The organism is Amycolatopsis samaneae (assembly GCF_039541975.1).
Classification (GTDB): Bacteria; Actinomycetota; Actinomycetes; order Mycobacteriales; family Pseudonocardiaceae; genus Amycolatopsis; species Amycolatopsis samaneae.
The window spans coordinates 162,947-187,790 of the sequence record NZ_BAABHG010000007.1; the positions used below are offsets into that span (position 1 = coordinate 162,947).

Consider the following 24,844-nt stretch of genomic DNA (forward strand, 5'->3'; position numbering starts at 1 on the left):
CCGGGAGCGGTGCGCGGGTTCAGCCCTTGTTCTCGTAGACCGCGGTGAGCGTGGCTCGCGCGATGCCGTGGCCGAAGAGGTTGAAGCCGAGGAACGCCGGGGTCGCGTCCTCGCCGACCTCCAGCTTCTCGACGTCGACCGCGTGCACGGCGAAGATGTAGCGGTGCGGCCCGTGCCCCGCCGGCGGCGCGGCGCCGAGGAACTGCCGGACGCCACCGTCGCCCTTCAGGGTCACCGCGCCCTCGGGCAGGCCCGACCCGCTGGCGTCGCCCGCGCCGGAGGCCAGCTCGGTGACCGAGGCCGGGATGTCGAGCACGGCCCAGTGCCAGAAGCCGCTGGCGGTCGGGGCGTCCGGGTCGTAGCAGGTCACCGCGAAGCTCTTGGTCTCGGCGGGGAACCCCTCCCAGGACAGCTGCGGCGACCGGTCCTCGCCGCCCGCACCGAAGATGCCGGACAGGTGCGGCGTCGCGAGCGTTTCACCCTCCGCGATGTCGTTGCTGCGCAGGGTGAACGACGGAAGCTGGGGCAGGAAGTCGTACGGGCTGGGTGACTGCGGCATGGAACCTCCCGATCACGGAATCCGACGTTGCCAGGTTAGGGCGGATGGCAGGGAGAGGCGGGGGTGGCCCTCAGGGAAGATTGGGGGGCTTCCCGGATGTCGGCGGGGGGCTGCCGCTTCTACCGTCGTCTGGACGCGAATCGGTACTGAGGGGAACTGAGGGGACAGACCATGGCACGCCCGCTTCTCGCTATAGGTGGCATCGTGTTGATCGGCGTGGGGGTGGCGGCCGGGTTCGGGTTCCTGTGGCCCTCAAAGGCGCAGGCCGACGCCGAGGTCACGGCACAGATCCACCAGGTGCGGCTGGACAACGACTCGGGTTCGGTGAGGATCCGCGCCGAGAGCGGGCCCGTCCGGGTCCACCAGGAGTTCTCGTACCGGTGGAGCAAACCGTCCGGCAGCTACCGGGTGGAGGGCGACACGCTCGTGCTCGCCGGCTGCGGGCGGAACTGCTCGGTGGACTACGACGTCGTCGTGCCTGCCGGGATCCCCGTCACGGGCAAGAACGACTCCGGCGGCGTCCGCATCGCCGGGGTGGCGAGCGTCGACGTCACCGTCGACTCCGGGCGGGCGGAGGTCGCCAACGTCGCCGGACCGGTCAAGCTGACCGTCGACTCCGGGGCGACCGAACTGCGCGACATCGGCCAGGACGTCACCGTGCGCGCGGAGTCGGGGTCGGTCAAGGGCACCGGGTTGCGCGGCAGGATCGACGTCAAGGCGAACAGCGGTGGCGTCGAACTGAAGCTGGCCGCGGCGAACGACGTCAAGGTGTACGCGGACAGCGGGAACGTCCAGCTCGACGTGCCCGGCGGTCCCTACCACGTCGTCGGGAACACCGACAGCGGTCGCCGGAACATCAAGATCCCGAACGAGGGATCGGCCACGCACACGCTCGACCTGAGCACCGACAGCGGCAGCGTCACGGTGCGTGCGGCGTGAAGCTCTGGCTCGGGGCGGCCGCGGTCGCGGCCGCCCTGTTCCTGCCGTCCGCCGCGGGGCACGCGCGGGCCGAGTCCGCGCCGGTCTGGGTGCCGTGCGCGACGGCACAGGAGCCCGGCGCGGAGTGTGCTTCGCTGCTGGTGCCGATCGACCGGGACGCCCCGGAGCACGGTATGAGGACCGTCACGGTGAAGCGGGTCCCCGCGCCCGGCGTACGCGGCTAGCTCGTCCCGCCCCGCCGGGTTTGACGGGGTGAAACGATCACGCTTTCGAGTGGCGCCGGTGGTGTATCTCCTGGTCAGCGGGGTTACCTTCAGATTTTCCGCGAACTCGGGAACAAGAACCGAGACCTGCCCGTTAGCCTAGTACGAAGGTTGAGCGCAGCCGACTCAAGTCTGCTTGACGAGGTGCGCCGAGGCCGGATAGAACTTGCTTCGGGGTCGCTCAAGGCGACACCGAACCCGCAGGTCACGAACAACCCCACAGCAAAGCTGCGTTACACAGGAGGAGCACACCATGGCGCGAGCGGTCGGCATCGACCTCGGCACGACCAACTCGGTCGTCGCCGTCCTTGAGGGCGGCGAGCCGACGGTCATCGCCAACTCGGAAGGTTCCCGCACCACCCCGTCCATCGTCGCCTTCGCCAAGAACGGTGAAGTGCTGACCGGCCAGCCGGCGAAGAACCAGGCCGTCACCAACGTCGACCGGACCATCCGGTCGGTCAAGCGGCACATCGGTACCGACTGGAAGACCGAGATCGACGGCAAGAACTACACCTCGCAGGAGATCAGCGCGCGCGTGCTGATGAAGCTCAAGCGCGACGCCGAGGCGTACCTCGGCGAGCCGATCACCGACGCGGTCATCACCGTCCCGGCCTACTTCGAGGACGCGCAGCGCCAGGCCACCAAGGAGGCCGGCCAGATCGCGGGCCTGAACGTGCTCCGCATCGTCAACGAGCCGACCGCCGCCGCGCTGGCGTACGGCCTGGACAAGGGCGAGAAGGAACAGACCATCCTGGTCTTCGACCTCGGTGGCGGCACCTTCGACGTCTCGCTGCTGGAGATCGGCGAGGGCGTCGTCGAGGTCCGCGCGACCTCGGGTGACAACCACCTCGGTGGTGACGACTGGGACGAGCGCATCGTCACCTGGCTGGTCGACAAGTTCAAGGCCACCAACGGGATCGACCTCACCAAGGACAAGATGGCGCTGCAGCGCATCCGTGAGGCCGCGGAGAAGGCGAAGATCGAGCTGTCCAGCTCGAACTCGGCAGGCATCAACCTGCCCTACATCACCGTGGACGCGGACAAGAACCCGCTGTTCCTCGACGAGCAGCTGTCCCGCGCGGAGTTCCAGAAGATCACCTCCGACCTGCTGGAGCGCACCCGTCAGCCGTTCAACAACGTCATCCGGGACGCCGGTATCGCGGTCGGCGACATCGACCACGTGGTGCTCGTCGGTGGTTCCACCCGCATGCCCGCGGTGTCCGACCTGGTCAAGGAGCTGACCGGCGGTCGCGAGCCGAACAAGGGCGTGAACCCGGACGAGGTCGTCGCGGTCGGCGCGGCGCTGCAGGCCGGTGTGCTCAAGGGCGAGGTCAAGGACGTCCTGCTGCTCGACGTGACCCCGCTGTCGCTGGGCATCGAGACCAAGGGCGGCGTGTTCACCAAGCTCATCGAGCGCAACACCACGATCCCGACCAAGCGCTCGGAGATCTTCTCCACCGCGGACGACAACCAGCCGTCGGTGCAGATCCAGGTGTTCCAGGGTGAGCGCGAGATCGCCGCGCACAACAAGAAGCTCGGCATGTTCGAGCTGACCGGTCTCCCGCCCGCCCCGCGTGGCGTGCCGCAGATCGAGGTCACGTTCGACATCGACGCCAACGGCATCGTGCACGTGACCGCGAAGGACCTCGGCACGAACAAGGAGCAGTCGATGACGATCACCGGTGGCTCCGCGCTGCCGAAGGACGACATCGAGCGCATGGTCAAGGACGCGGAGGCGCACGCCGAGGAGGACAAGAAGCGCCGCGAGGAGGCGGAGACCCGCAACCAGGCGGAGACGCTGGTCTACCAGACCGAGAAGTTCGTCAAGGACAACGAGGACAAGCTGCCCGAGGAGCTCAAGGGCAAGGTCAAGACCGCGATCGACGAGGCCAACGAGTCGCTCAAGGGCACGGACTCGACCAAGATCCGCGAGGCGATCGAGAAGCTGAACACCGCTTCGCAGGAGCTGGGTACCGCGCTCTACGCCAACTCGAACGCCGACGCCGCGGCCGGTGCCGCGGGTGCCGCCGGTGGCGCCGCGGGTGCGGCCGGTGCGTCCGACGCGGGCGCCAAGGCCAAGGCCGACGACGTCGTGGACGCCGAGATCGTCGAGGAAGAGCCGAAGGACTCGAAGAAGTGACCCACAGCTACGACGAAACCGAGGGCCGGGGCCCGGACGAACCGGTGGTCGTAAGGGATCGGCGGCGGATCGACCCGCAGACCGGTCAGGTCCGCCCGCCCGCCCCGGAGAGCGAACAGCCCGCCGAGGAGCCCGTGCGCGAGCCCAAGCACGCCGCGGGCCCCTCGCTCGGCGAGTCCACAGTGGACGAAGCCGTCGAGCCCGCCTCCGGTGTCGAGAAGGAACTGGCCGAGCGCACCGCGGACCTGCAGCGCCTGCAGGCCGAGTACGCGAACTACCGCAAGCGCGTCGACCGCGACCGCGAGGCCGTGGTGCAGTCGGCCAAGGGTTCGGTGGTCAACGACCTGCTGCCGCTGCTCGACGACCTCGAGCGGGCCGAGCAGCACGGTGACCTCACCGGCGCGTTCAAGGCCGTGGCCGACAAGCTCGTCGGCGCGTTGCAGCGGGCCGGCCTCGAGTCGTTCGGCGCGGAGGGCGAGCCCTTCGACCCGAGCGTGCACGAGGCGGTGCAGCACAACACCTCGCCCGAGGTGTCGGGCCCGACGGTCACCGTGGTCATGCGCCGCGGTTACCGCTTCGGGGAGCGGGTGCTGCGGGCCGCGCTCGTCGCGGTCACCGACCACGAGCCGGGCGCCGCGCCGGCGGAGCAGCCGGTGGACCCGCCGGTCGGCGGCGAGCTGCCGCTGGACGGCCTCGATGAGCAGCAGAACCAGCAGTAAGTCGTCACGTGAGGAAGGAGGAGACGTTCGGTGAGTGCGCGTGAATGGATCGGTAAGGACTTCTACCGTGAGCTGGGCGTCTCCTCCGACGCCACGGCCGACGAGATCAAGAAGTCCTACCGCAAGCTCGCCAAGGAGAACCACCCCGACGCCAACGCGGGCAACGCGGAGGCCGAGCAGAAGTTCAAGGCGGTCTCCGAGGCGTACGGCGTGCTGTCGGACCCGGCGAAGCGCAAGGAGTACGACGAGGCGCGGCGCCTCTTCGGCTCCGGCGGTGCCGGTGGGTTCAACTTCCCCGGTGGCGGTTCGGGCGGCTTCGACGTCGGCGACATCTTCGGCCAGCAGGGTGGGCAGCAGGGCGGTTTCGGCGGGCTCGGCGACATCCTCGGCGGGCTGTTCGGCCGCCGAGGTTCCGCCGGTGCCACGGCGAACCGGCCGCAACGCGGCGCGGACGTCGAGACCGACGTCCGGATCGACTTCGCCGAGGCGGTCAAGGGCGCGACCCTGCCGCTGCGGCTGTCGAGCCCGGCGACCTGCTCGACGTGTGGCGGCAACGGCGCCAAGCCGGGCAGCACGCCGCGAACCTGCCCGAACTGTCAGGGTTCCGGGCTGGTCAGCCGCAGCCAGGGCGCGTTCGCGTTCTCCGAGCCGTGCCGCGACTGCCGCGGCCGCGGCACGATCATCGACGACCCGTGCCCCGAATGCGGTGGCGAGGGCGTCAGCACCCGCACGCGGACGCTGACCGTCCGGATCCCGCCGGGTGTCGACGACAACCAGCGCATCCGGCTGGCGGGCCAGGGCGAGCCGGGCCGCGGCGGGGCGCAGGCGGGCGATCTGTACGTCCGCGTGCACGTCGCGCCGCACGAGCTGTTCGGCCGCAAGGAACTCGACCTGACGCTGTCGGTGCCGGTGGACTTCACCGAGCTGGCGCTCGGCACCACGATCACCGTGCCCACGTTGGAGGGCAAGGTGTCGCTGAAGGTGCCGGCGGGCACCGCGAGCGGCCGGGTGCTGCGGGTGCGCGGCAAGGGCATCGCCAAGCGTGACGGTTCGCAGGGCGACCTGCTGGTCACCCTCCAGGCGGCGGTTCCCGCCGAGCTGGACGACAAGGCGCGTGCGGCGCTGGAGACCTACGCCGAGGCGATGGCCGGGCACGACCCCCGGCCGGAGATCACCAAACTGCTCGAAGGCAGGTGAGTGCGATGTTCGGCGGACTGCCCCACGGCGCGGACGAGGACACGCCGGTGTTCGTCATTTCGGTGGCGGCACAGCTTTCCGGCATGCACGCGCAGACCCTGCGGTCCTACGACCGCCAGGGTCTCGTCTCCCCCGGCCGGACCTCCGGCGGTGGGCGGCGCTACTCGATGCGGGACATCGCGCTGCTGCGCGAGGTGCAGCGGCTCTCGCAGGAGGATGGTGTCAACCTCGCGGGCATCAAGCGCATCATCGAGCTGGAGAACCAGGTCGACGCGCTGCGCTCGCGGATCGCCGAACTGACCGAAGAACTCGCGGCGGCCTACGTCGCGGCGGAGCGCAACGTCGCGGCGGTGCACGCGTCGTACCGGAAGGATCTGGTGCCGTTTCAGCCCCAGACTTCCCTGGTCGTGTGGAAACCCGGGAAACGCCGGTGACATCCGGCTTTCAGTGCGAGGACGGGGCGTCCGGTCTGCCGACCGGGCGCCCCGTTCGTTTTGCCGGTCAACCGTGGAAGGCGAGATAGGGCGCCACGGCGAGCAAGGTCGCGATGAGGACGTACTTCAGCCGGCGGGTGGGTAGCGCGCGGGCGATCTTCCAGCCGATGAGTACCCCGGCCAGTTCGGGGATCCCGACCAGTGCCGCCAGCGGCCAGTCGATGGCGTCGGCGGCGACGTACCCCACGGTGCCGGCCGAGGCGATGACGACCGACTGGGCCTGAGCCGAGGCCAGCGATTCCAGCACCGGAACACCGAGCGCGACCAGCAGCGGCACGGTGAGCATCGGCCCGCCGATGCCGACGATCCCCGCGCAGAGCGAAACGGCCAGCCCGAGGCAGGCGACCACGACCTTGGCCGGGTGCGCGCGCGTCGCGGCGGGCTGGTGCCGCTCGCGATACCACACGAGAACGGCGACCGCGGCCACGAAAACGCCGAGCATCAAGCCGAACATCCGTTTCGACACCAGGCTGTTGACCATCACGCCGAGGGGCGTCCCGACGACGGCGGTGCCCGCCAGGATCAGCGCGGTGCGGCGGGTTTCCGGCTCGCGCAGTTCACCCGAGCGCGCGTAGGCGGCGGTGGCCAGCGCACCGGTCGCGACGTGGGTGACGATGGCGGTACCGGCGACCTGCGCCGGGGACAGGCTCGTCAGCGCGAACAGCCCGATGGTGGGCAGCACCCCGCCGGGTCCGATGGCGGTGATGCCGATCCCGCCGACGAGTCCGAACAGCCCGAGCAGGATCAGCGATGGCGCGGTCAAGCCGGTCACGGCGGCCTCCGATCGAGAGTTTCGCTGAGTACGCGGGTCAGGTGAGGGTGACGTCGTCCCGGCGAATGCTTCAGCGCGGCGCGGGCTCGCGTCGTAGCGTCGCGCGCAGGGTGAGGCGGTCGGCGCGGAGGTGGATGGATTCGGCGTCGACCGCACGGCCGTCGGCCAGCCGGGTGAGCCGCTCGATCGCGAAGATCGCGGCGCCGGAGGGAATGTCCAGCAGTGCGGCGGTGTCCGGGCCCGCGGTGACGGCGTGTACGGCGACTTCGGCGCTGCCCAGCCGTTCGCCGGTGGTTTCTTCGATCAGCGCGAAGAGGTCGCGGCCGGTCAGATCGCGGTCCAGCAGCGGGCGGCCGATGTCGGCGGTGAGGTAGGTAGTGTCCAGCGAAAGCGGGATCCCGCCGAGCCTGCGCAGCCGTTCGATGCAGATGACTTCGGTGTCACGGGACAGGTCCAGGCGTTCCGCGATGGCCGCGGGCGGCCGCGGCACGGAATGGGCGGTGCGTACCTCGTTGGTGACGGTGCCGTGGCCGGTGAGTGCCTCGGCGAGGCCGGTGAGCTGATCCAGCCCGTGGCCGTACTTCGGCATCACCACGGTGGTGCCGATGCCCTGTCTGCGCGTGATCAGGCCTTCGGCGCGCAACAGGGCGAGGGCGTCCCGCACCGCGTTGTGCGAGGCACCCAGCCGGGTGCCCAGTGTGTGTTCGTCGGGGAGCACGCCATCGGCGAACGCGGCGTCGGCGATCTGCCGTCGCAGCGTGTCCGCCACCTGCCGGGCACGTTCGGCGCGGGGCCGCGAGGACATCGCTTTCTCGCTCACCCCAGCCCCTTTCGTAGCGTTCCGTCGCCGGTCACGCTACCGGGATCTTTGTTACGCCGAGGTTACGCCACTTCGGTTGACCTGCGTAAACGTTCTGGTGTGGGGGTTTGCCGCGGTGGCCGGGTGAATACGCCGGTGCGGCGGGCATGGCGGGACGCTCGGGGATGTCGCGAACGCTCCGTTGGGGACACTGAACGTCGCGAACGGGCCGTTCGGGACACGGGTCCCCGCACCGCGAAGTCCGCGAATGCCACATTGAGGGAATCAGCGTCCCCCAATGTGGCCTCCACGGTCACGATTCCCGTGCCGCGCCGTTTTTCCACAGGAACCGTCCGTTGTGGACAACTCGTGCCCAGGTCCGCCGAAGACCGGGTTCTGTCGTGCCGGGGCGATAGAATGTTGCAGGGCCGTGCCCCCAGGGCGGGTGGGGGGTGCCTGGGTGGTGGGGCGGGGGTCAGGTCGTGGTGTAGCCGAGGAGTTGCTTGATCTCGGCGGTGCGGGATTCGACGATGCGGTGGGCCAGATCGCGGGCGGCGGGGTTCTTGCCCGTCGAGGTTTCGGTCTGGGACATCTCGACGGCCTGGTGCTGGTGCCCGGCGAGGATGTCGAGGAAACGCCGTTCGAACTCCGCGCCCGGCGCGGACTTCAGCGCTCCGATCAGGTCGGGGCTGGTCATCGGCATGCCGCCGTGCCCAGCGTGCGCGCTCGCGTCGGCCGTGGCGGGCTGGCCCCAGTCACGCAGCCAGCCTTTCATGTCCTCGGCTTCGCTCCGCTGCGTCGCCTCGATCGCCGCGGCGAGTTCGGCGACCGCCGGGCGCACCTGATGGTCGCGCGCCAGCCGGACGATCTCCACGCCCTGCTCGTGATGCGGGATCATCATCTGCAGGAACATCACGTCCGCGGCGTTGAACTCCGGCGCGCTCGAAGGCGCGCGCACCGGTGGAGGGGCCGCCGCGCCCCCGGAGCATCCGGTGAGCACCAGAAGCGCGGCAGCCAAACCCAGGAAAAGCCGGAACCTCACAGTTTCTGCCACAGCGCGGGAGTGCTGGACGGTTCCCAGCCGGGGATCGCGGTGTGGGCCTGGAGGCACTTGTAGGTCGCGCCGTTGTAGGTCACCTCGGCGCCCGGCTGGTACGCCGTGCCCGCGGCCCACGTGCCGCCGGTGGGCGGTGTCGTCGTGGTCGGCGGCGTCGTCGGCGGGGTGGTCGGTGGGGTGGTCGGTGGAGTGGTGGGCGGCGTAGTCGGCCCGCCACCGCCGATCTGCAGATCGACGCACGCGTAGAACGCGTTGGCCGTGTCGGCGATGTTCCAGATGGCGAGCAGCTTCTGCCTGCCGGTGAACGAACCCATGTCCACGGTGTGCTGCACGGTCGCGCCCGGCTGCCTGCCGTGGTCGTTGAACACCGCGAGCCGCGTGCCGCCGATGTAGTACTCCCAGGTGGTGGTCGCGTGCCGCGCGGTGATGATCCAGTTGAACGACACCGACTTGCCCACCGACGTCGCGGGCCACGGCTTGGATTCGTCGTTCAGCTGCTCGAAACGGCCCTCGCCGCCGTTGCAGCTGCGCAAGCCCTTCGGGCCTTCGACGCTCTGGGGTTCGTAGATGATGTCGCCGCAGTTCGGCACCCGGCCCTGCGCGCACATCGCCTGCCTGCTTGGCGGCGAAGAGATGTAGCCGTGCGCGCTGGCGACGGCCGCCGGCAGCGCCACCACGATGAGGGGGGCGAGGGCGGCACCGGCCGCGGCGGCCCCGAGTTTACGTTTCCACGTCATTGTCGGCTCCTCGAACAGCCTTGTTCCGGAGGGCGAAGCGCATCCGCCTCTTGGAGGAAGACGTGGTCTAGACCATAAGAGCAACCGCTACCACGGTCAACGAAGAGCGCCTGAACGGCGGCGCACGCGAGGCCGAACGGCTCAGTCCGTACGGCGCAGGTGCTCGCCGAAGAAAGCGGTCACCCGGCGCCACGCGTCCTCGCTGGAATCGTGGTGATAGCCGAACCCGGCGACCTTGATCAACGCGTTGAGCGGGCCCAGCCGGAACTGGTTCGCGAAGCTGTGCCCGGCGTCGGGGTATTCCTTGACATCGTGGGGAATTCCGGCTTCGGACAGTTTCGCCTCGAGCTTGGCGGCCGCGCCGCGCAGGCTGACGTCCTTCCGGCCGAAGCTCCCGACGATCGGGCAGGCGCCGTCCAGGACGGAAAGGTCCTTCGGCAGCATTCCGTAATACGGCGCGGAAGCGTCGAATTCCCGGGTCGCCGCGATCAACGCGAATCCGCCGCCCATGCAGAACCCCACGACGCCGACCTTGCCGGTGCAGTCCTCGCGCGCGGCGAGAAGCTGTCGTGACGCTTCGATGTCGTCGAACGCGCGTCCCTGCTGGGCGAAAAGGTTCTGGAAAACCCCTTTCACGCAGCGGACGAGGCCGCCGCGCGCGTACATGTTCGGGCTCAGCGCGAGATAGCCCTCCGCGGCGAACCGGTCGGTGATGTTCCTGGCGTCCTGCGTGAGTCCCGTGACGTCGTGGATGATCACGACGGCCGGATGCGGGCCGTCGCCGTCTGGTTCGGCGAGGTAGCCGTCGATGGGGCCGCCCGGCGTGGGAACGCTGATCTCCATGGTGAAACCCTAGTCCGAAACCATCGGTTTTTCCATACTCACGGTATCCAGAACGGATCAGTCCAAGGTGAACGGATCGTAGGAGATCCGTTCCAGCTCGGTGCCCGTCGCCAGCAGCCGGGCGATCGTGGCGCGGATCATCGGCGGGGACCCGGACACCAGGACGTCGTGCGTGTTCCACGCCCCGCGCTGGGTCACCGCGGTGGCCAGCGAGCCCCGGTCGCCGCCGGCCACCGCGCCCTCCTCGGTCACCGGGGTGATGGTCAGCCACTTCGCCGTCGCGGCCAGCTTGCGCAGATCGTCGAGCACATACAGGTCCTCCGGTCTTCGCCCGCCGAAAAACAGGTGTACGCGGGGGTTGTGCGTCCAGCGCGAAAGATCGTCGAGAATGGACAGCAGCGGAGTGATTCCGGTGCCACCACCGATCATCAGCAACGGCCGCGGCCGGACGGACGGCAGGACCGAGAGCGAGCCCATCGCGGGGCCGATCCGCCACACCTCGCCGGGACGGGTGTGCCGCACGATCGCGCCGCTCACCCAGCCGCCGGGGACGGCGCGGACGTGGAAGGTCAGCACGCCGTCGTTCCGTGGCGCCGTCGTCGGGGAAAGGTAACGCCACAACCGGGGCCGGTGCGGGGTTTCCACGCTCACATAGCCGCCGGCGCGATAGGGCAACGGTTCGGCGGTCCGGACCCGGACCAGCGCGACGTCGCGGCCGATCCGGCGGTGTTCGAGCACCGTCGCCGCCCACCACGGCGGTCCCGTTTCGGCCGCGGCGGCCTCCCGCATGCTCTGCGCGATCAGCCGGTACGCCGAGGTCCACGCGGCCTCGACCTCGGCCGTCCAGTGGCCGGCGAGGTAGCGTTTCAACGCGGCGATGAGCGCGACGCCGACGGCGTCGTAATGCCGCTCCAGCACGCCGAACTTGCGATGGTCGCGGCCCAGCTGGCGCAGGAAGGTGACCAGTTCGTCCGGGCGGTCGACCATCTGGACGACGTAGACCAGCGCGCGCAACAGCCGGTCCCGCTGGACGGTCATGGTGGCCGGGAACAGGTCCCTGGTTTCCGGCGCGATCGTGAACAGCGCGCCGTAGAAGTAACTCGTGACTTCGCCTGCCTTCGGTTCGACCACGGCGAAACTGTCGCGGACGAGTTTTGCCATCCGCTGGCCGTCGGCTCCCGGGACCAGGGGACGGGAGGGGCGGGAATAGGTCGTCGGCTTACTCATCGGGAACGGGATTCTCCAGTCCTGAAAGGAAGTCTGCGATCAACGCAGCGCATCCGCGGTGCCCGCCCCCGAGCCTGCCCGACCCTATGCCCATTTCCGGAGAATGGCGCGTAAGTGCGCCACTTCCGCTCGAACGGAGCAATTTCGATACGTTTGGTCAGACTCGAATGTCACTGAGTAAGAACGATCTTGCGAGGTTTTTAGTTCGCGCATAACGGTTTTCGCCGGGTAGTAATCGGCGAAACCGGGTGTGGCGCGGGATCAGTCGACGGTGAACGGGTCGTACTGGATCTGGTCCAGCGCGCTTCCCGCGACGAGCATCCGCGACACGGTCGCGCGGATCATCGCGGGCGATCCCGCGACCAGGATGTCGTGGCCCTCCCACGCGCCGTAGCGGGTGACCGCCTCGGCGAGCGTGCCCTGCTCGCAGCCAGGGGCGTCCTCGCCGCGCTCGACCACGGGCGTGATGTTCAGCCACGGGTTGGTCGAGGCCAGGGCGCGCAGCTCGTCGAGATCGTAGAGGGCGTCCCGGGTCGGGCCGCCGTAGAACAGCCGCACCTTCGGGTTCTCGCCCCACAGTGCCAGATGGTCGAGAATGGACCGCAGCGGCGCGACGCCGGTGCCGCCCGCGACCATGACGACGTCCCGTCCGTTCTCCCGGTCGACGGCGAGCCTGCCCAGCGGCGGCCCGAGCCGCCAGACGTCGCCGGGCTGCGTGTGGCTGACGATCGCGCGGGAGACCCAGCCGCCGTCGACCGCGCGCACGTGGAACTCGATGCCGCCGTCCTCGCGCGGCGCGTTCGCCGGGGACAGGTAGCGCCACAGCCGGGGCCGCTGCGGCACCTCGACGCTCATGTACTGACCGGGCAGGTAGGGCACCGGGTGCTCCGGCATGACCCGCACCAGTGCCAGATCCCAGGTGAGCCGCCGGTGTTCGAGCACGGTGGCCTGCCAGGACGCCGGGTTCGCGTCGGCGGCGGCGGCCTCCTGCATCGCGCGCGCGACGATGGTGAACGCCTCGGCCCACGCCCGCTCGACCTCCGGGGTCCACGCCGGGCCGAGGTGGTTCTTGAGCGAGGCGAGCAGCGCGGTGCCGACCGCCTCGTAGTGCCGAGGGATGACGCCGAACTTGCGGTGGTCCCTGCCGAGCTGCCGGAGGAACGGCACCAGGTCGTCCGGCCGGTCCACCATCTGCACGATGCGCACCAGCGCGCGCACCAGCCTGCCCCGCTGGACCTCCATGTTGATCGGGAAGAAGTCGCGGGTGGCCGGTGCCAGCGTGAAGAGCATCCCGTAGAAGAACTGCGAGATCTCCGGGATGAACGGTTCGGACCTCTCCCAGGTCTCCCTGATGAGCCGGACCATCGCGACGACGGCGGCAGGGGTCTCCCGGGAGGTGGCGGAGCGGGCGAGCGGGCTGATCGATTCGGCTGTCATGGGCGGGTATTCGCTGTTCGGGGTACGTGCGAGCAGGGCTGGCGACTAGTCACGAACTGCCCGGGATGCAGGCGAGGAGTTTTCGTCGCGGTCGAACGCCTGGGGGTCTCCGGGGGAATCGACCACTGCTCCACCTCTTCGATTGATCCGGGCCAGACCGATCGCGGTTCGTGGCTCGTCCGCAGAGTAGCTGCCAGGCGGCTCTTTGCCTGCATCGTTGCTCCGGACGGGTGTATTCCCGGGCGGGGACGTGGGGCACCTCACCAGTTCGATAGTTGTGCTACGCAACCTTCCGGTCATATAGTTGTATGACACAACCAAGTGGGTAACGTGAGGACGGCGAGGCGGCGATGGGGAGCACGACCGAGGGCGAGGACGTCCGGCTGGAGCTGGTGCGCGAGCTCAGGGCGGCCGCGCTGATCCAGCACGCGTGGATCATCCAGGCCTGGAAGACGCAGCCGAATCTGCATCCCGCCGCGGTCATGCTGCTGTCGGACCTTTCGAAGGTGGGCGAAGCGCGGCCGTCCGAGCTGGCGAAGCGCCGGTTCGTCGACCTTTCGGTGGTCAGCAGGCAGGTCACGCAGTTGCAGGAGGCCGGCCTCATCGACCGTCGCCCCGCCCCCGACGACGGCCGCGCGACGCTCATCAGCGTCTCCGAACGCGGGAACGCCGAACTGGAGCGCTGGCGGACCACTTACCTCGAATTCATGCGGAACGCGCTGGGCGGCTGGGACGAGGAGCGGATCACCACGCTCACCACCGGGCTGGCGGAGCTGAACGACGCCCTCCGGACGACGCTCGGTGCCCCCGGTGGCTGTTTCGCCGCGGCGGAGAACGGAAAGTGAGCAAAGGCGTGAGTACGAGCGAATCCCAGGCCGGTGGGCAGGAGATGTCCCACCGGCAGATCATGAAGGCCTTTTCCGGGCTGCTGCTGGCCTTGCTGGTGGCAATGCTGTCCTCGACGATCGTGTCCAACGCGCTGCCGACGATCCTCGCCGACCTGCGTGGCACGCAGGGCGAGTACACGTGGGTCGTCACCGCGATGCTGCTCACCTCGACCGCGACGACCCCGATCTGGGGCAAGCTCGCCGACCTCTTCAGCAAGAAGCTGCTCTACCAGCTGGCGATCGCGATCTTCACCCTCGGCTCGGTCCTCGGCGGTATCGCGCAGTCGATGCCGGAGCTGATCGCCTACCGCGCGCTCCAGGGCATCGGCCTCGGTGGTCTGCAGGCGCTGGTCCAGATCGTCATCGCCGCGATGATCCCGCCGAGGGAACGCGGCCGGTACTCCGGCTACATCGGCGCGGTGATCGCGGTCGCGACCGTGGCGGGTCCGCTGGTCGGCGGCCTCATCGTCGACTCGCCGCTCGGCTGGCGCTGGTGCTTCTGGGTCTGCGTGCCGATCGCGGTGATCGCGTTCGTCGTGCTCGGCAGGACGCTGCGCCTGCCGGTGATCAAGCGCGAGGTCAAGATCGACTGGTTCGGCGCGACCCTGCTCGTCGGCGGTGTCGCCCTGCTGCTGGTGTGGATCTCGCTGGCGGGCAAGAGCTTCGCCTGGGTCTCGTGGTCGACGCTTGGCTACGTCGGCGGCGCGGTGGTCCTGCTGGGCCTGGCGGTGTTCGCCGAGACGCGGGCCGCCGAGCCGGTGGTCCCGCTGCGGCTGTTCCGGAACCGGACGTTCACCCTCGCCGTGCTCGGCTCGCTCGCGGTCGGCACCGGGATGTTCGGCGCCTCGGTCTTCCTCGGCCAGTACTACCAGCTGGCGCGCGGTTTCACGCCGACGCACGCGGGGCTGATGACCATGCCGATGCTGCTCGGCCTGGCGATCTCCTCGACGGTGGCGGGGCAGATCATCTCGCGCACCGGCCGGACGAAGCCGTTCATGGTGCCGGGCGCGGTCTTCCTCGTCGCCGGGTTGTTCCTGCTCTCGACGATCGACCACGCCACGAACCTGACGCTCATGGGCGGCTATCTCGCGCTGGTCGGCATCGGGGTCGGACTGCTCATGCAGAACCTCGTGCTGGTCGTGCAGAACGGCGTCGGCATGAAGGACATGGGCGCGGCCTCGTCGGTGGTCACGTTCTTCCGCTCGCTCGGCGGCGCGGCCGGGGTGTCCGCGCTCGGCGCGGTGCTCGCCTCGCACGTCACCACGAACATCACCGAGTCGCTGGCGAAGCTCGGCGTCCCGGCCGGCGCGGCCAAGGGCGGCGGCACGCTCGACATCAAGTCGCTTTCGGAGCCGATGCGGACGATCGTGCACAGCGCCTACGGCGACGCGATCGGCAACGTCTTCCTCATCGCGGGCTGCATCGCGGTGGTCACGCTGGTGGCCGTGCTGCTGATGAAGGAGGTCCCGCTGCGACAGTCGCTGGACGTCGAGACCGTGGTCGTCGAAGAAGCCGGAGAAACCGAGAAAACCGCGGAGATCGCCGCGGTGGCTGCCTCGGTCACGCATCTGCACGGGCGGGTGTTCGGGGCGAACGGGCGGCCGGTCGCGGGCGTCGTCCTCACGCTCACCGACGCGTCCGGGCACCAGGTCGCCCTCGGGCACACCGGTCCCGGCGGCGAATACCGGCTGACCGCGCCGGGTGCCGGTGACCACGTCCTGCTCGCGACGTCGGGCACGATCCGGCCGCAGGCCTCGACCGTGCGGCTCGACGAGATCCCGCTGCGGCACGACTTCCTGCTGGAGCGCACCGGCGGGCTCGGCGGGCGGGTCCGCACCGCGGGCAGGCACGCGGCGGTCGCGGGCGCGCTGGTGACCGTGACCGATGGTCAGGGCACGGTCGTCGACTCCACTCACGCGGGTGGCGACGGGTGGTACGGGATTTCCGGACTCACACCGGGGGCATACACGCTCACGGTGGCCGCGCCGGGGCACCGGCCGCTCGCCGGGGCGTTCACCGTCGGGGCCGGGAGCCGGACCCGTTACGACGTCGAACTGGCACCGGTCCCGCGTGTCGGACTACGCCACGCTGGCTGAACCCGAAAGGGATTCCCGGTAGCACACGAAGTGCTACCGGGAGTGTCATTTCCGCTGGGAAAAGGCGGCTTTCGGACCTGCCTCCGCACCGTTTTCCGGCAGTAGCGTTTGGCACGTGACAGGTGGCCGAGCGGCGCTGCTGTGCGCGCTGGGTGTCGACAATTTCGGTTCGGGACTTTTCCTTCCCCTGGTGCTCGTCTACGTGACCCGAGTGGTGGATCTGCCGCTCGCGGTGGCCGGGCCCGCCGTCACGGCGGGCACGCTCGTCGGACTGCTCGTGCCTCCGGTGGCGGGGCGGCTCGTCGACCGGGTGGGCCCTCGCTCGGTCGTCGTCGGCGCCCAGCTCGTCCAGGCGGCCGGGCTGGTGTGCTACCTGTTCGCCGGTGGCTTCGGCATGGTGGTGCTCGCCGCCGTGTTGCTCACGACGGGCCAGCAGCTGTTCTACAGCTCGCTGTACGCGCTGATCGCGCACGTCGCGGGTGACGTGCCGAAGGACCGGCCGTTCGCCGAGGCGGGCATGGTGCGGGCGGGCGCTTTCGGCCTCGGCGGGGTGGCCGCCGCCGTGCTGCTCACCGGCATCGACCAGGACGGCTATCGGATCGTGGTCGCCGCGGACGCCGTCAGCTTCGGGATCGCGGCGGTGATCCTGGCGATGTTCGTGCGCACCGTGCCGCCGCGGTGCACCCGGCGGCCGGCGTCCGCGCGGGTCTGCCGGAACCGGCCGTACCTGGCGTTGATCGCGTTCAGCGGGCTGTTCGGCCTGTCGCTGGACTTCTTCCTCGTGGGCACCCCGGTGTTCGTGCTCGAACAGCTGCGCGGCCCGGTCTGGCTGCCCGGCGCGATCCTGGCCCTGCTGACCGTGCTGACCAGTGTCGGCGGGACGTACGCGCTGCGCCTGACCCGCTACCTGACCCGGATCGCCGCGATGCGGCTCGGTTCGGCGCTGTTCGCCGCGTGGTGTGTGGTCAGTCTCGGCGCCCTGGTCCTGCCCAGTGGCTGGGAGGTGCCCTACCTGCTGGCGGCGACGCTGGTGTTCGCGGCGGGCGATCTCGTGTTCGGGCCGCGCTCGGGCGCGCTGGCCGAGGCCGCGGCGCCGCCCGAGGCCAAGGGCCGCTACCTGGCGGCGTTCCAGTACGCGTTCACCGTGGCCCAGGTGCTGGCCCCGGCCATCGTGGCGCTCTTTTCCGTCGCGGTATGGCTACCCTGGGTGCTGGTCGGTATCTGTGCCTGCCTGGCCGCGGCCGGGCTCGGCAGGCTCGCGCCCCGGCTTCCCGCGCATGCCGTGGCACCGATTCAGAGTTGAGTGGAACAGACTCAAGTTTTCTGACGTTATACCTGTCGAGAGGCACCGCGATGAGCGGTGACCAGGACTTTTCCGCAGACTGTGTAGGACGCAGTACCCAAGTACGAGGTGAGGGATGGACGCTTTCAACCCGACCACGAAGACCCAGCAGGCGATCTCCTCCGCGGCGCAGGCAGCCACGATGGCGGGCAATCCGCATGTTTCGGCGGCGCATCTGCTCGGCGCGCTGCTCGCGCAGGGTGAAGGGCTCACCGCGCCGCTGCTGACCGCGGTCGGGGCCGACCCGGAGCAGGTGCACAAGGAGCTCGAGCCGATCATCGGCGCGTTGCCCTCGGCGACCGGGGCGACCGTGTCGACCCCGCAGTTCGACGCGCCGGCCGTCAAGTCGCTGACGCACGCGCAGAAGCTCGCGACCGAGCTCGGGGACGAGTACGTCTCGACCGAGCACCTGCTCGTCGGGCTGGCCACCGAGGGCGCGCAGGTCGCCGACCTGCTGCGCCGCCACGGTGCGACGCCGGACGCGCTGCGCGAGGCGTTCGCCAAGGTCCGCGGCTCCGCGCGGATCACCAGCCCGGATCCGGAAGGCACGTTCAAGGCGCTGGAGAAGTACGGCGTCGACCTGACCGCGCGTGCGCGTGCTGGCGAACTCGACCCGGTGATCGGCCGGGACACCGAGATCCGCCGGGTCGTGCAGGTGCTTTCGCGGCGTACCAAGAACAACCCGGTGCTGATCGGCGAGCCGGGCGTCGGCAAGACGGCCATCGTCGAGGGCCTCGCGCAGCGCATCGTCGCCGGTGACGTGCCGGAATCGTTGCGCGGCAAGCGGGTCGTGGCGCTGGACCTCGGTTCGATGGTCGCCGGCGCGAAGTACCGCGGCGAGTTCGAAGAGCGGCTGAAGGCCGTGCTCAAGGAGATCACCGACTCCGCGGGCGAGGTCGTCACGTTCATCGACGAGTTGCACACGATCGTCGGCGCCGGCGCGACCGGTGAGGGCGCGATGGACGCCGGGAACATGATCAAGCCGATGCTTGCCCGTGGTGAGCTGCGGATGGTCGGCGCGACCACCTTGGACGAGTACCGCGAGCACATCGAGAAGGACCCCGCGCTGGAGCGGCGGTTCCAGCAGGTGCTCGTCGGCGAGCCGTCGGTCGAGGACACCATCGGCATCCTGCGCGGGCTCAAGGAGCGCTACGAGGTGCACCACGGTGTCCGGATCACCGACGCCGCGCTGGTGTCGGCCGCGACGCTGTCCGACCGCTACATCACCGCGCGGTTCCTGCCGGACAAGGCGATCGACCTCGTCGACGAGGCGGCGTCGAAGCTGCGCATGGAGATCGACTCGCGGCCGGTGGAGATCGACGAGGTCGAGCGCGCCGTGCGGCGGATGGAGATCGAGGAGATGGCACTGTCCAAAGAGGACGACGCCGCCTCTCGTGAGCGTCTCGCCGCGCTGCGTGGCGAGCTGGCCGAGAAGCGGGAGACGCTGACCGCGCTGACCGCTCGCTGGCAGAACGAGAAGGGCTCGATCGAAAAGGTCCGCGAACTCAAGGAGCAGCTGGAGCAGCTGCGCGGCGAGTCGGAGCGGGCCGAGCGCGACGGTGACCTCGGCAAGGCCGCCGAGCTGCGGTACGGCCGGATTCCGGTGCTGGAGAAGGAGTTCGCGGCCGCGACGGCGGCGAGCGAGGTCAGCCAGCAGAACGTCATGCTCAAGGAGGAGGTCGGCGCGGACGACGTCGCGGACGTGGTCAGCGCGTGGACCGGCATCCCGGCCGGGCGGTTGCTGGAGGGCGAGACCGGCAAGCTCCTGCGCATGGAGGACGAGCTCGGTCATCGTGTGATCGGGCAGGAAGAAGCCGTGAAGGCGGTGTCGGACGCGGTGCGCCGTGCCCGCGCCGGGGTCGCCGACCCCGACCGGCCGACCGGTTCGTTCCTGTTCCTCGGCCCGACCGGCGTCGGCAAGACCGAGCTGGCGAAGGCGCTGGCCGAGTTCCTGTTCGACGACGAGCGCGCGATGCTGCGTATCGACATGAGCGAGTACGCCGAGAAGCACTCGGTGGCCAGGCTCGTCGGCGCGCCGCCCGGGTACGTCGGCTACGACCAGGGCGGGCAGCTGACCGAGTCCGTCCGGCGGCGGCCGTACTCGGTGGTCCTGCTCGACGAGGTCGAGAAGGCGCACCCGGACGTGTTCGACGTGCTGCTGCAGGTGCTCGACGACGGCAGGCTGACCGACGGCCAGGGCCGCACGGTGGACTTCCGCAACACGATCCTCGTGCTGACCTCGAACCTCGGCTCGCAGGCCATCGCCGACGCGGCGCTCGACGAGCGGCAGCGGCGGGACGCCGTGCTCCAGGTGGTGCAGCGGCAGTTCAAGCCGGAGTTCCTGAACCGGCTGGACGACATCGTCGTGTTCCACGCGCTGGGCACCGAGCAGCTGACGTCCATTGTGGACATCCAGATCGCCAGGCTCGGCAAGCGGCTGGCGCAGCGGCGGCTGCACCTGGAGGTCACCGACGGTGCCCGCGAATGGCTGGCGCTCAACGGTTTCGACCCGATCTACGGTGCCCGTCCGCTGCGGCGGCTGGTGCAGTCGGCGATCGGTGACCAGCTCGCCAGGAAGCTGCTTTCGGGCGAGATCCGGGACGGCGACACCGTGCGTGTCGACCTGCCGGACATGGAAGCGTCCGACGGGCTGACCGTCAGCAAGGTCTGACGCCGCTCGGCTCGACACTGGTCCGTGAAGGACTCCTTCACCGCGCTCAACGCCGGTAAGGAGTCCTTCACGGACCTTTCCCTTACCCGCGCACGAGCCGCCGCCCCGATCGCGTAACCCCATCCCCCACCCTTCCCGTTGGGGGGCGGCCCCGCTTCAGCGTACCGCTGGGGTCCGACAGAACCCGGCGATCGGCGGTTTCGGGCCCGAGTTGTCCACAACCGCCTGAGGCTGTGGACAAGTTCCGGTGCGAGGGAACGAGGCCGTGAAGGACCCCTTCCCGGCGTCCAACGCTGTGAAGGGGTCCTTCACGGATCGCCGGATCGACGGAATCACCGCACCGCAACGATGACAGCGTTGTCACATCGCGGTGCGTCACGACGGCTCAGCCGGATGGAGCAGCCGGCCCGGGGCGGAAATCCGCGATTGGCTCGAAAGGGGCGGCGCGACACGGCGCGGGCGATCATCGCGCGGGAGGCCGGGGCGATACCCTGACCTTCGTGGGTATTCCAGCGTGGATCTGGTTCGTCATCGCCGCCGTCGCGCTGGTGGCGGGTCTCGGCCTGCTCGCCGCCGACCGGGCGAAGGAGGGCTCGCGCAACCGCGAGCGCATGCGCTGGGCCCAGCTGCGCGGATGGCAGTTCGTCGAGGAGGACGAGCGGCTGCCGAAGCAGTGGTCCCGCGGCGCCATCGGCTACTTCGGCGCAGACGCCGCGGTCAACGTCGTGGCAGGCTCGACCTTCACCTCCGACGGCCGCCGTCCGGTGTTCATCTTCGACATCGAGTCCGAGGGGCAGATCCCGGCGGTCGTGGTGGCGGTGCGCTGCAACAAGGTCCACCGGATCCCGATCGAGATGTGGCTGTCCAGCGTGCCGTTCCAGCGCGCCGACATGCCCGAGATGCTCGGCCCGATCGGCCAGCGCTACGCGTTCGCCGACGACTCCGAGGGCGCCCGCCAGGTCATCACCCAGGACCTCGTCGACGCCGCGGACCAGCTCGGCGGCGACGTCGGTGTGGCGTGGCTGGAGAACGAGTGGGTGCTCGCCAGCGTCGTGCCGAACGCGGGCCCGTCGCGGCTGGAGCGGCTGCTGCGCGACCTCGGGGAGATCGCCGACATCGTCGACCCGTTCGACGAGGAGGCCTACGACGGCTCCGGCGGCAGGCACTGGCAGCCCGATCTGCCCGAGCAGCCCGCGGACACCGGCCGGCAGCCCGACGTGCCCGCGCCGCCGCAGACCCCGGCACCGGTGCCCCCGGCGCCGACCCGGCAGTTCCAGATCCCGCCCGAGCCGCGTTCCGCGGAGGAACGCCCCGATTCCTGAGCGGAGCTAGAGCGTCAGCGCCGGAGGCGCGAAGGTGACCGGTGGCTGATCGGCGACGCCGACACTCAGCGACTGAGCCCGGCTGACGTGCGGCTGGTCCGGCAGTACCCCGCGTACCGACGTCGTCGTCCCGCCCCGCGTTCGCACCACGTGGTCGACGCCGAGGTCGCCGCTGATCGAGTCGCCCAGCTCACCGTCGACGTGCGGCTGGGCCGCGTCGGTCGCGGCCCGGTCGGCCAGCCTCGACGACTGCGTGGTGGTGACGGTGCCCGAAAGCGGTCCGACATGCCCGCCGAGCACATGCGTCTGCTCGAAGGTGCCGTTGGTGAACCCGGCGAGGCGCTGGGAAAGCGTGCCGGTCTTCGCGACATCGAGGACCCCGCTGAACTGGCCTCGGCCGTGCTGTGCCGACGTCGTGCCGAACGCCGCGACGTCACCGACGTCGATCGCCTGCCCGGACGAGCGGGAGCCGTCCAGCCCGCCGGCGAGGTCACCGGCGAACCGGCCCTCGCCCGACGGACCGGTGTCCAGCGTGGCCGAACGCGCGATACCCGCGTCGAGCTGTTCGCCGTTTTCGGTCAGCAGATCGGTTCTGTGCGGCAGGCCGATGCCGTGCCTGCCGGACTCGCCGGCGCCCACCAGCCGCTGATCGTCTTCGTGCGCGCTTGAGACACCCGTGGCGGGGTCGGCGGAAACGGCGGTGGCACGCGTTTCGGCCCGGCGCAGCCAGTGGTCGCCGCCGGTCGACGCGACGAGATCGCCGAACCGCGTGGTGTGCGTCCGGCTCTCCCGGTAGCCCGCGCTTCCGTCCGTCGTCCGCGCGGTGCCGAGCGGGCCGGTGACGGTCGAGTCGCGGTCCTCGTGGTCGGCACCTGCGGTGTGCCGGACATCCGAGACGACGCGCGTGTCGCCGAGCTGCTCGCGGTACACGTCGTGGCGGACCAGGCCGACCGAACCGCGGGAGGTGGCCGTCCGGCCGTCGTCGTGCGATTCGAGGTCGCGCGTGACGCCGCCGTCGTGCTGGTGGTCGAGCGGGAGGGGCAGGCGATCGAGGGGAAGGGTGGCGGCCTCGGCGGGGGCGAGGAGCACGGTGGTGGCCGGGGCGGCGAACAGGAGAGCGAGAGGTGCGGCACCGGCGGCGACCCTGGGCAGGTAGGCCGTTTTTCGCTTGGTGTGCTTACCCATGGCGCGGACCATACGACGCCGTGCCCGCGCCCGCACCTTATGGCCTGACCTGTGGGTATGCTCCGGCGCCGGTTTTGTCATACCTCGTGGCTATGGTGATGTTCGTGCAGGTCAGGTATCGGTATCGGATCGAACCGTGCGAAGTTCAACGTGGCACGTTGGCGCGGACATTCGGGTGCGCCCGGGTGGTGTTCAACGACGCGATCCGTTGCCGGGACGAGGCGTACCGGGCTGGGGAGAAGTTGTCGCCGACTGAGGTGCAACGGCGGGTGATCACCGAGGCGAAGACCTGCGAGGAGCGCGTGTGGTTGTCCGAGGTGGCGTCAGTGGCGTTGGTTCAGTCGGTACGTGATGCGCATCGGGCGTTCTCGAACTTCTTCGACTCGGTGACAGGGAAGCGGCGAGGCCGGAAGGTCGGCAAGCCACGCATGAAGTCGCGCAAGGACAACCGGCAGTCGTTTCGGCTCACTCGCAACGGGTTCAGCTTGCGCCCCAACGGACACCTGTACCTGGCGAAGATTGGGGACGTCCGTGTCCGCTGGTCTCGTGCTCTGCCGTCCGAGCCCAGCTCTGTCACGATCATCGCCGAACCGGACGGGCACTACTACGCCTCGTTCGTGGTCGAGGTCGAGCCGACACCGCTTCCGCCGATCGAGCAGGAAGCGGGGATCGATCTCGGGATCTCCCGCTTGGGGACCGTGGCCGACACCACGGGGCGCCGTACGGAGGTGGCGAACCCGAAACACCTCGCACGGAAACTGCGGAAGCTTGCCCGGCTGGAACGCGAGAAGCACCGCCGAGCCAAGGGCAGCACGAACCGGGCGAAGACACGTCGCAAGGTTGCAGTGCAGCACGGCAAGGTGGCTTGTTCCCGGCGGGACTATCACCACAAGCAGGCCCTCATCCTGGTCCGCGAGAATCAAGCGGTCCACGTCGAGGACCTGAACATTGTGGGGATGGTCCGCAATCGCCGGTTGGCGCGAGCCATCTCGGATGTCGGGTGGGCACAGTTCGTGCGGCTGCTTCAGGAGAAGGCCGAACGGTACGGCCGGACAGTGCACAAGGTGTCCCGCTGGCTGCCCAGCTCGAAAACCTGTTCGGGCTGCGGGCATGTCATGGACACCATGCAGCTGAAGATCCGGGAATGGTGCTGTCCCGGCTGCGGCGCTGTCCACGATCGGGATGAGAACGCTGCCGTGAATATCCTCGCCGCCGGGCGGGCGGAGAGGCGAAACGCTTGTGGAGCCCCGGTAAGTCCACCCTTCGGGGAGGCGCAGGGCGATGAAGCAGGAAGCACCCCAGATGCGGCATGGCCGCATGGGAATCCCCAGTCATCAGGCTGGGGAGCATGTCAACTGGGGGTATGTTCACCCACATGACCACCACCGCCGTGATCACCGGAGCCACCGCGGGCATCGGCGCGCAGTTCGCGCGCACGCTCGCCGCCGAGAAGTACGACCTGGTGCTCGTCGCCCGCGACGTCGAGCGACTGACCGCGTTCGCCGAAGAGATCACCGCGCGCCACGGCGTGCGCGTCGAGGTGCTGCCCGCCGATCTGTCCGAAGTGGACGGACGAGAGAAGGTCGAGGAGCGGCTGGCCGGTCCGGTCGATCTGCTCGTCAACAACGCGGGTTTCGGTCTCAACGGGGACTTCTGGACCATTCCGCCGGACGCGCTGCAACGTCAGCTCGACGTCAACGTCACCGCCGTGCTCCGGCTGACCAGGGCCGTGCTGCCCGGGATGATCGAGCGCGGCCACGGAGCCGTGATCAACGTGAGCAGTGTCGCCGGCTTCTTCAGCGGGCGGGGTTCGACCTACACCGCGAGCAAGAACTGGGTCACCTCGTTCACCGAGGGGATCGCGGCGTCGCTGCCGCCGGGGCTGCGGATGATGGCGCTGTGCCCGGGTTTCACGAACACCGAGTTCCACGAGCGCGCCGGGATCGGTAAGCCGGGGCCGAAGGCGTTCTGGCTCGACGTCGAGCAGGTCGTCGCCGAGGCGCTGGCCGATCTACGCCGTGGCAAGGTGATTTCGGTGCCGAGCCTGCAGTACAAGGCCCTCGTCGCGATCGGCGGGCTGCTGCCGCGCGCGGTGCTGCGCCGGGTCAGCGGTGGCTTCGGGGGCAAGGGGCGGACCTGAGCGGGGTAGGGACTTCCC

22 protein-coding genes are annotated in these 24,844 nt (G+C 69.7%); 13 read left to right on the forward strand and 9 right to left on the reverse strand.

The window, feature by feature from the left end; all coding sequences use genetic code 11:
• Window positions 1-19 precede the first annotated feature (19 nt).
• Window positions 20-559, reverse strand: a complete 540-nt coding sequence (locus ABD987_RS19755; protein WP_345395261.1) for a YbhB/YbcL family Raf kinase inhibitor-like protein — start codon at window positions 557-559, stop codon at window positions 20-22.
• A gap of 204 nt (window positions 560-763) precedes the next feature.
• On the opposite strand from ABD987_RS19755, the gene ABD987_RS19760 reads away from it, so the two are divergent.
• The 6 genes from ABD987_RS19760 to ABD987_RS19785 all read left to right on the forward strand — a co-directional run bounded on the left by ABD987_RS19760 (window position 764) and on the right by ABD987_RS19785 (window position 6,251).
• Complete coding sequence (locus ABD987_RS19760; protein WP_345395264.1) at window positions 764-1,498, forward strand: DUF4097 family beta strand repeat-containing protein; 735 nt, start codon at window positions 764-766, stop codon at window positions 1,496-1,498.
• On the forward strand, window positions 1,495-1,722 hold the full coding sequence (locus ABD987_RS19765; RefSeq protein ID WP_345395267.1) for a hypothetical protein: 228 nt from the start codon (window positions 1,495-1,497) through the stop codon (window positions 1,720-1,722). The genes ABD987_RS19760 and ABD987_RS19765 overlap by 4 nt, the downstream gene beginning before the upstream one ends.
• A gap of 292 nt (window positions 1,723-2,014) precedes the next feature.
• Window positions 2,015-3,901: a molecular chaperone DnaK gene (dnaK, locus tag ABD987_RS19770; RefSeq protein WP_345395270.1), complete on the forward strand. Its 1,887-nt coding sequence runs from the start codon at window positions 2,015-2,017 to the stop codon at window positions 3,899-3,901.
• The gene (grpE, locus tag ABD987_RS19775) at window positions 3,898-4,620 is read left to right on the forward strand and encodes a nucleotide exchange factor GrpE (protein WP_345395273.1); all 723 of its coding nucleotides are present in this window, start codon (window positions 3,898-3,900) and stop codon (window positions 4,618-4,620) included. The genes dnaK and grpE overlap by 4 nt, the downstream gene beginning before the upstream one ends.
• 30 nt (window positions 4,621-4,650) lie before the next feature.
• Window positions 4,651-5,817 carry a molecular chaperone DnaJ gene (gene dnaJ / locus ABD987_RS19780; protein WP_345395276.1) on the forward strand — a complete coding sequence of 389 codons (1,167 nt, stop codon included), beginning with the start codon at window positions 4,651-4,653 and terminating at the stop codon, window positions 5,815-5,817.
• 5 nt (window positions 5,818-5,822) lie between these two features.
• Window positions 5,823-6,251, forward strand: a complete 429-nt coding sequence (locus ABD987_RS19785) for a heat shock protein transcriptional repressor HspR (RefSeq protein WP_345395279.1) — start codon at window positions 5,823-5,825, stop codon at window positions 6,249-6,251.
• 67 nt (window positions 6,252-6,318) lie between these two features.
• Here the strand turns inward: ABD987_RS19785 and ABD987_RS19790 are convergent, their stop codons facing one another.
• From ABD987_RS19790 to ABD987_RS19820, 7 genes are all read right to left on the reverse strand, one after another.
• On the reverse strand, window positions 6,319-7,083 hold the full coding sequence (locus ABD987_RS19790) for a sulfite exporter TauE/SafE family protein (protein ID WP_345395282.1): 765 nt from the start codon (window positions 7,081-7,083) through the stop codon (window positions 6,319-6,321).
• A 70-nt stretch (window positions 7,084-7,153) separates the two neighbouring features.
• Window positions 7,154-7,903, reverse strand: coding sequence for a GntR family transcriptional regulator (locus ABD987_RS19795; RefSeq protein ID WP_345395285.1), 750 nt, complete (start codon window positions 7,901-7,903; stop codon window positions 7,154-7,156).
• A gap of 454 nt (window positions 7,904-8,357) precedes the next feature.
• Window positions 8,358-8,840, reverse strand: coding sequence for a DUF305 domain-containing protein (locus tag ABD987_RS19800; RefSeq protein WP_345395288.1), 483 nt, complete (start codon window positions 8,838-8,840; stop codon window positions 8,358-8,360).
• An 80-nt stretch (window positions 8,841-8,920) separates the two neighbouring features.
• A complete protein-coding gene (locus tag ABD987_RS19805) occupies window positions 8,921-9,676 on the reverse strand; it encodes a lytic polysaccharide monooxygenase (protein WP_345395291.1) in 756 nt (251 codons plus the stop codon).
• A 141-nt stretch (window positions 9,677-9,817) separates the two neighbouring features.
• Entirely contained in the window at window positions 9,818-10,519 is a 702-nt protein-coding gene (locus ABD987_RS19810; RefSeq protein ID WP_345395294.1) for a dienelactone hydrolase family protein, read from the reverse strand.
• A gap of 57 nt (window positions 10,520-10,576) precedes the next feature.
• On the reverse strand, window positions 10,577-11,680 hold the full coding sequence (locus ABD987_RS19815; RefSeq protein WP_345396184.1) for a globin domain-containing protein: 1,104 nt from the start codon (window positions 11,678-11,680) through the stop codon (window positions 10,577-10,579).
• A gap of 327 nt (window positions 11,681-12,007) precedes the next feature.
• Window positions 12,008-13,183 (reverse strand): globin domain-containing protein, encoded by a 1,176-nt coding sequence (locus ABD987_RS19820; RefSeq protein WP_345395297.1) that lies wholly within the window; start codon window positions 13,181-13,183, stop codon window positions 12,008-12,010.
• Window positions 13,184-13,533: 350 nt separating this feature from the next.
• On the opposite strand from ABD987_RS19820, the gene ABD987_RS19825 reads away from it, so the two are divergent.
• From ABD987_RS19825 to ABD987_RS19845, 5 genes are all read left to right on the forward strand, one after another.
• Window positions 13,534-14,028 (forward strand): MarR family winged helix-turn-helix transcriptional regulator, encoded by a 495-nt coding sequence (locus ABD987_RS19825; protein ID WP_345395300.1) that lies wholly within the window; start codon window positions 13,534-13,536, stop codon window positions 14,026-14,028.
• A gap of 44 nt (window positions 14,029-14,072) precedes the next feature.
• Entirely contained in the window at window positions 14,073-16,166 is a 2,094-nt protein-coding gene (locus ABD987_RS19830; RefSeq protein WP_345396187.1) for an MFS transporter, read from the forward strand.
• A 115-nt stretch (window positions 16,167-16,281) separates the two neighbouring features.
• Complete coding sequence (locus tag ABD987_RS19835; RefSeq protein WP_345395303.1) at window positions 16,282-17,469, forward strand: MFS transporter; 1,188 nt, start codon at window positions 16,282-16,284, stop codon at window positions 17,467-17,469.
• Between the two features lie 115 nt (window positions 17,470-17,584).
• On the forward strand, window positions 17,585-20,179 hold the full coding sequence (gene clpB / locus ABD987_RS19840; protein ID WP_345395306.1) for an ATP-dependent chaperone ClpB: 2,595 nt from the start codon (window positions 17,585-17,587) through the stop codon (window positions 20,177-20,179).
• A gap of 500 nt (window positions 20,180-20,679) precedes the next feature.
• Complete coding sequence (locus ABD987_RS19845) at window positions 20,680-21,501, forward strand: type III secretion system chaperone family protein (RefSeq protein WP_345395309.1); 822 nt, start codon at window positions 20,680-20,682, stop codon at window positions 21,499-21,501.
• A gap of 6 nt (window positions 21,502-21,507) precedes the next feature.
• Here ABD987_RS19845 and ABD987_RS19850 read toward each other — a convergent pair whose 3' ends face one another.
• Entirely contained in the window at window positions 21,508-22,686 is a 1,179-nt protein-coding gene (locus tag ABD987_RS19850; RefSeq protein WP_345395312.1) for a hypothetical protein, read from the reverse strand.
• A 92-nt stretch (window positions 22,687-22,778) separates the two neighbouring features.
• Between ABD987_RS19850 and ABD987_RS19855 the strand changes: the two genes are divergently transcribed.
• Window positions 22,779-24,065 carry an RNA-guided endonuclease InsQ/TnpB family protein gene (locus ABD987_RS19855; RefSeq protein WP_345395315.1) on the forward strand — a complete coding sequence of 429 codons (1,287 nt, stop codon included), beginning with the start codon at window positions 22,779-22,781 and terminating at the stop codon, window positions 24,063-24,065.
• Window positions 24,062-24,826: an SDR family NAD(P)-dependent oxidoreductase gene (locus tag ABD987_RS19860; RefSeq protein ID WP_345395318.1), complete on the forward strand. Its 765-nt coding sequence runs from the start codon at window positions 24,062-24,064 to the stop codon at window positions 24,824-24,826. The genes ABD987_RS19855 and ABD987_RS19860 overlap by 4 nt, the downstream gene beginning before the upstream one ends.
• Window positions 24,827-24,844: the final 18 nt, after the last annotated feature.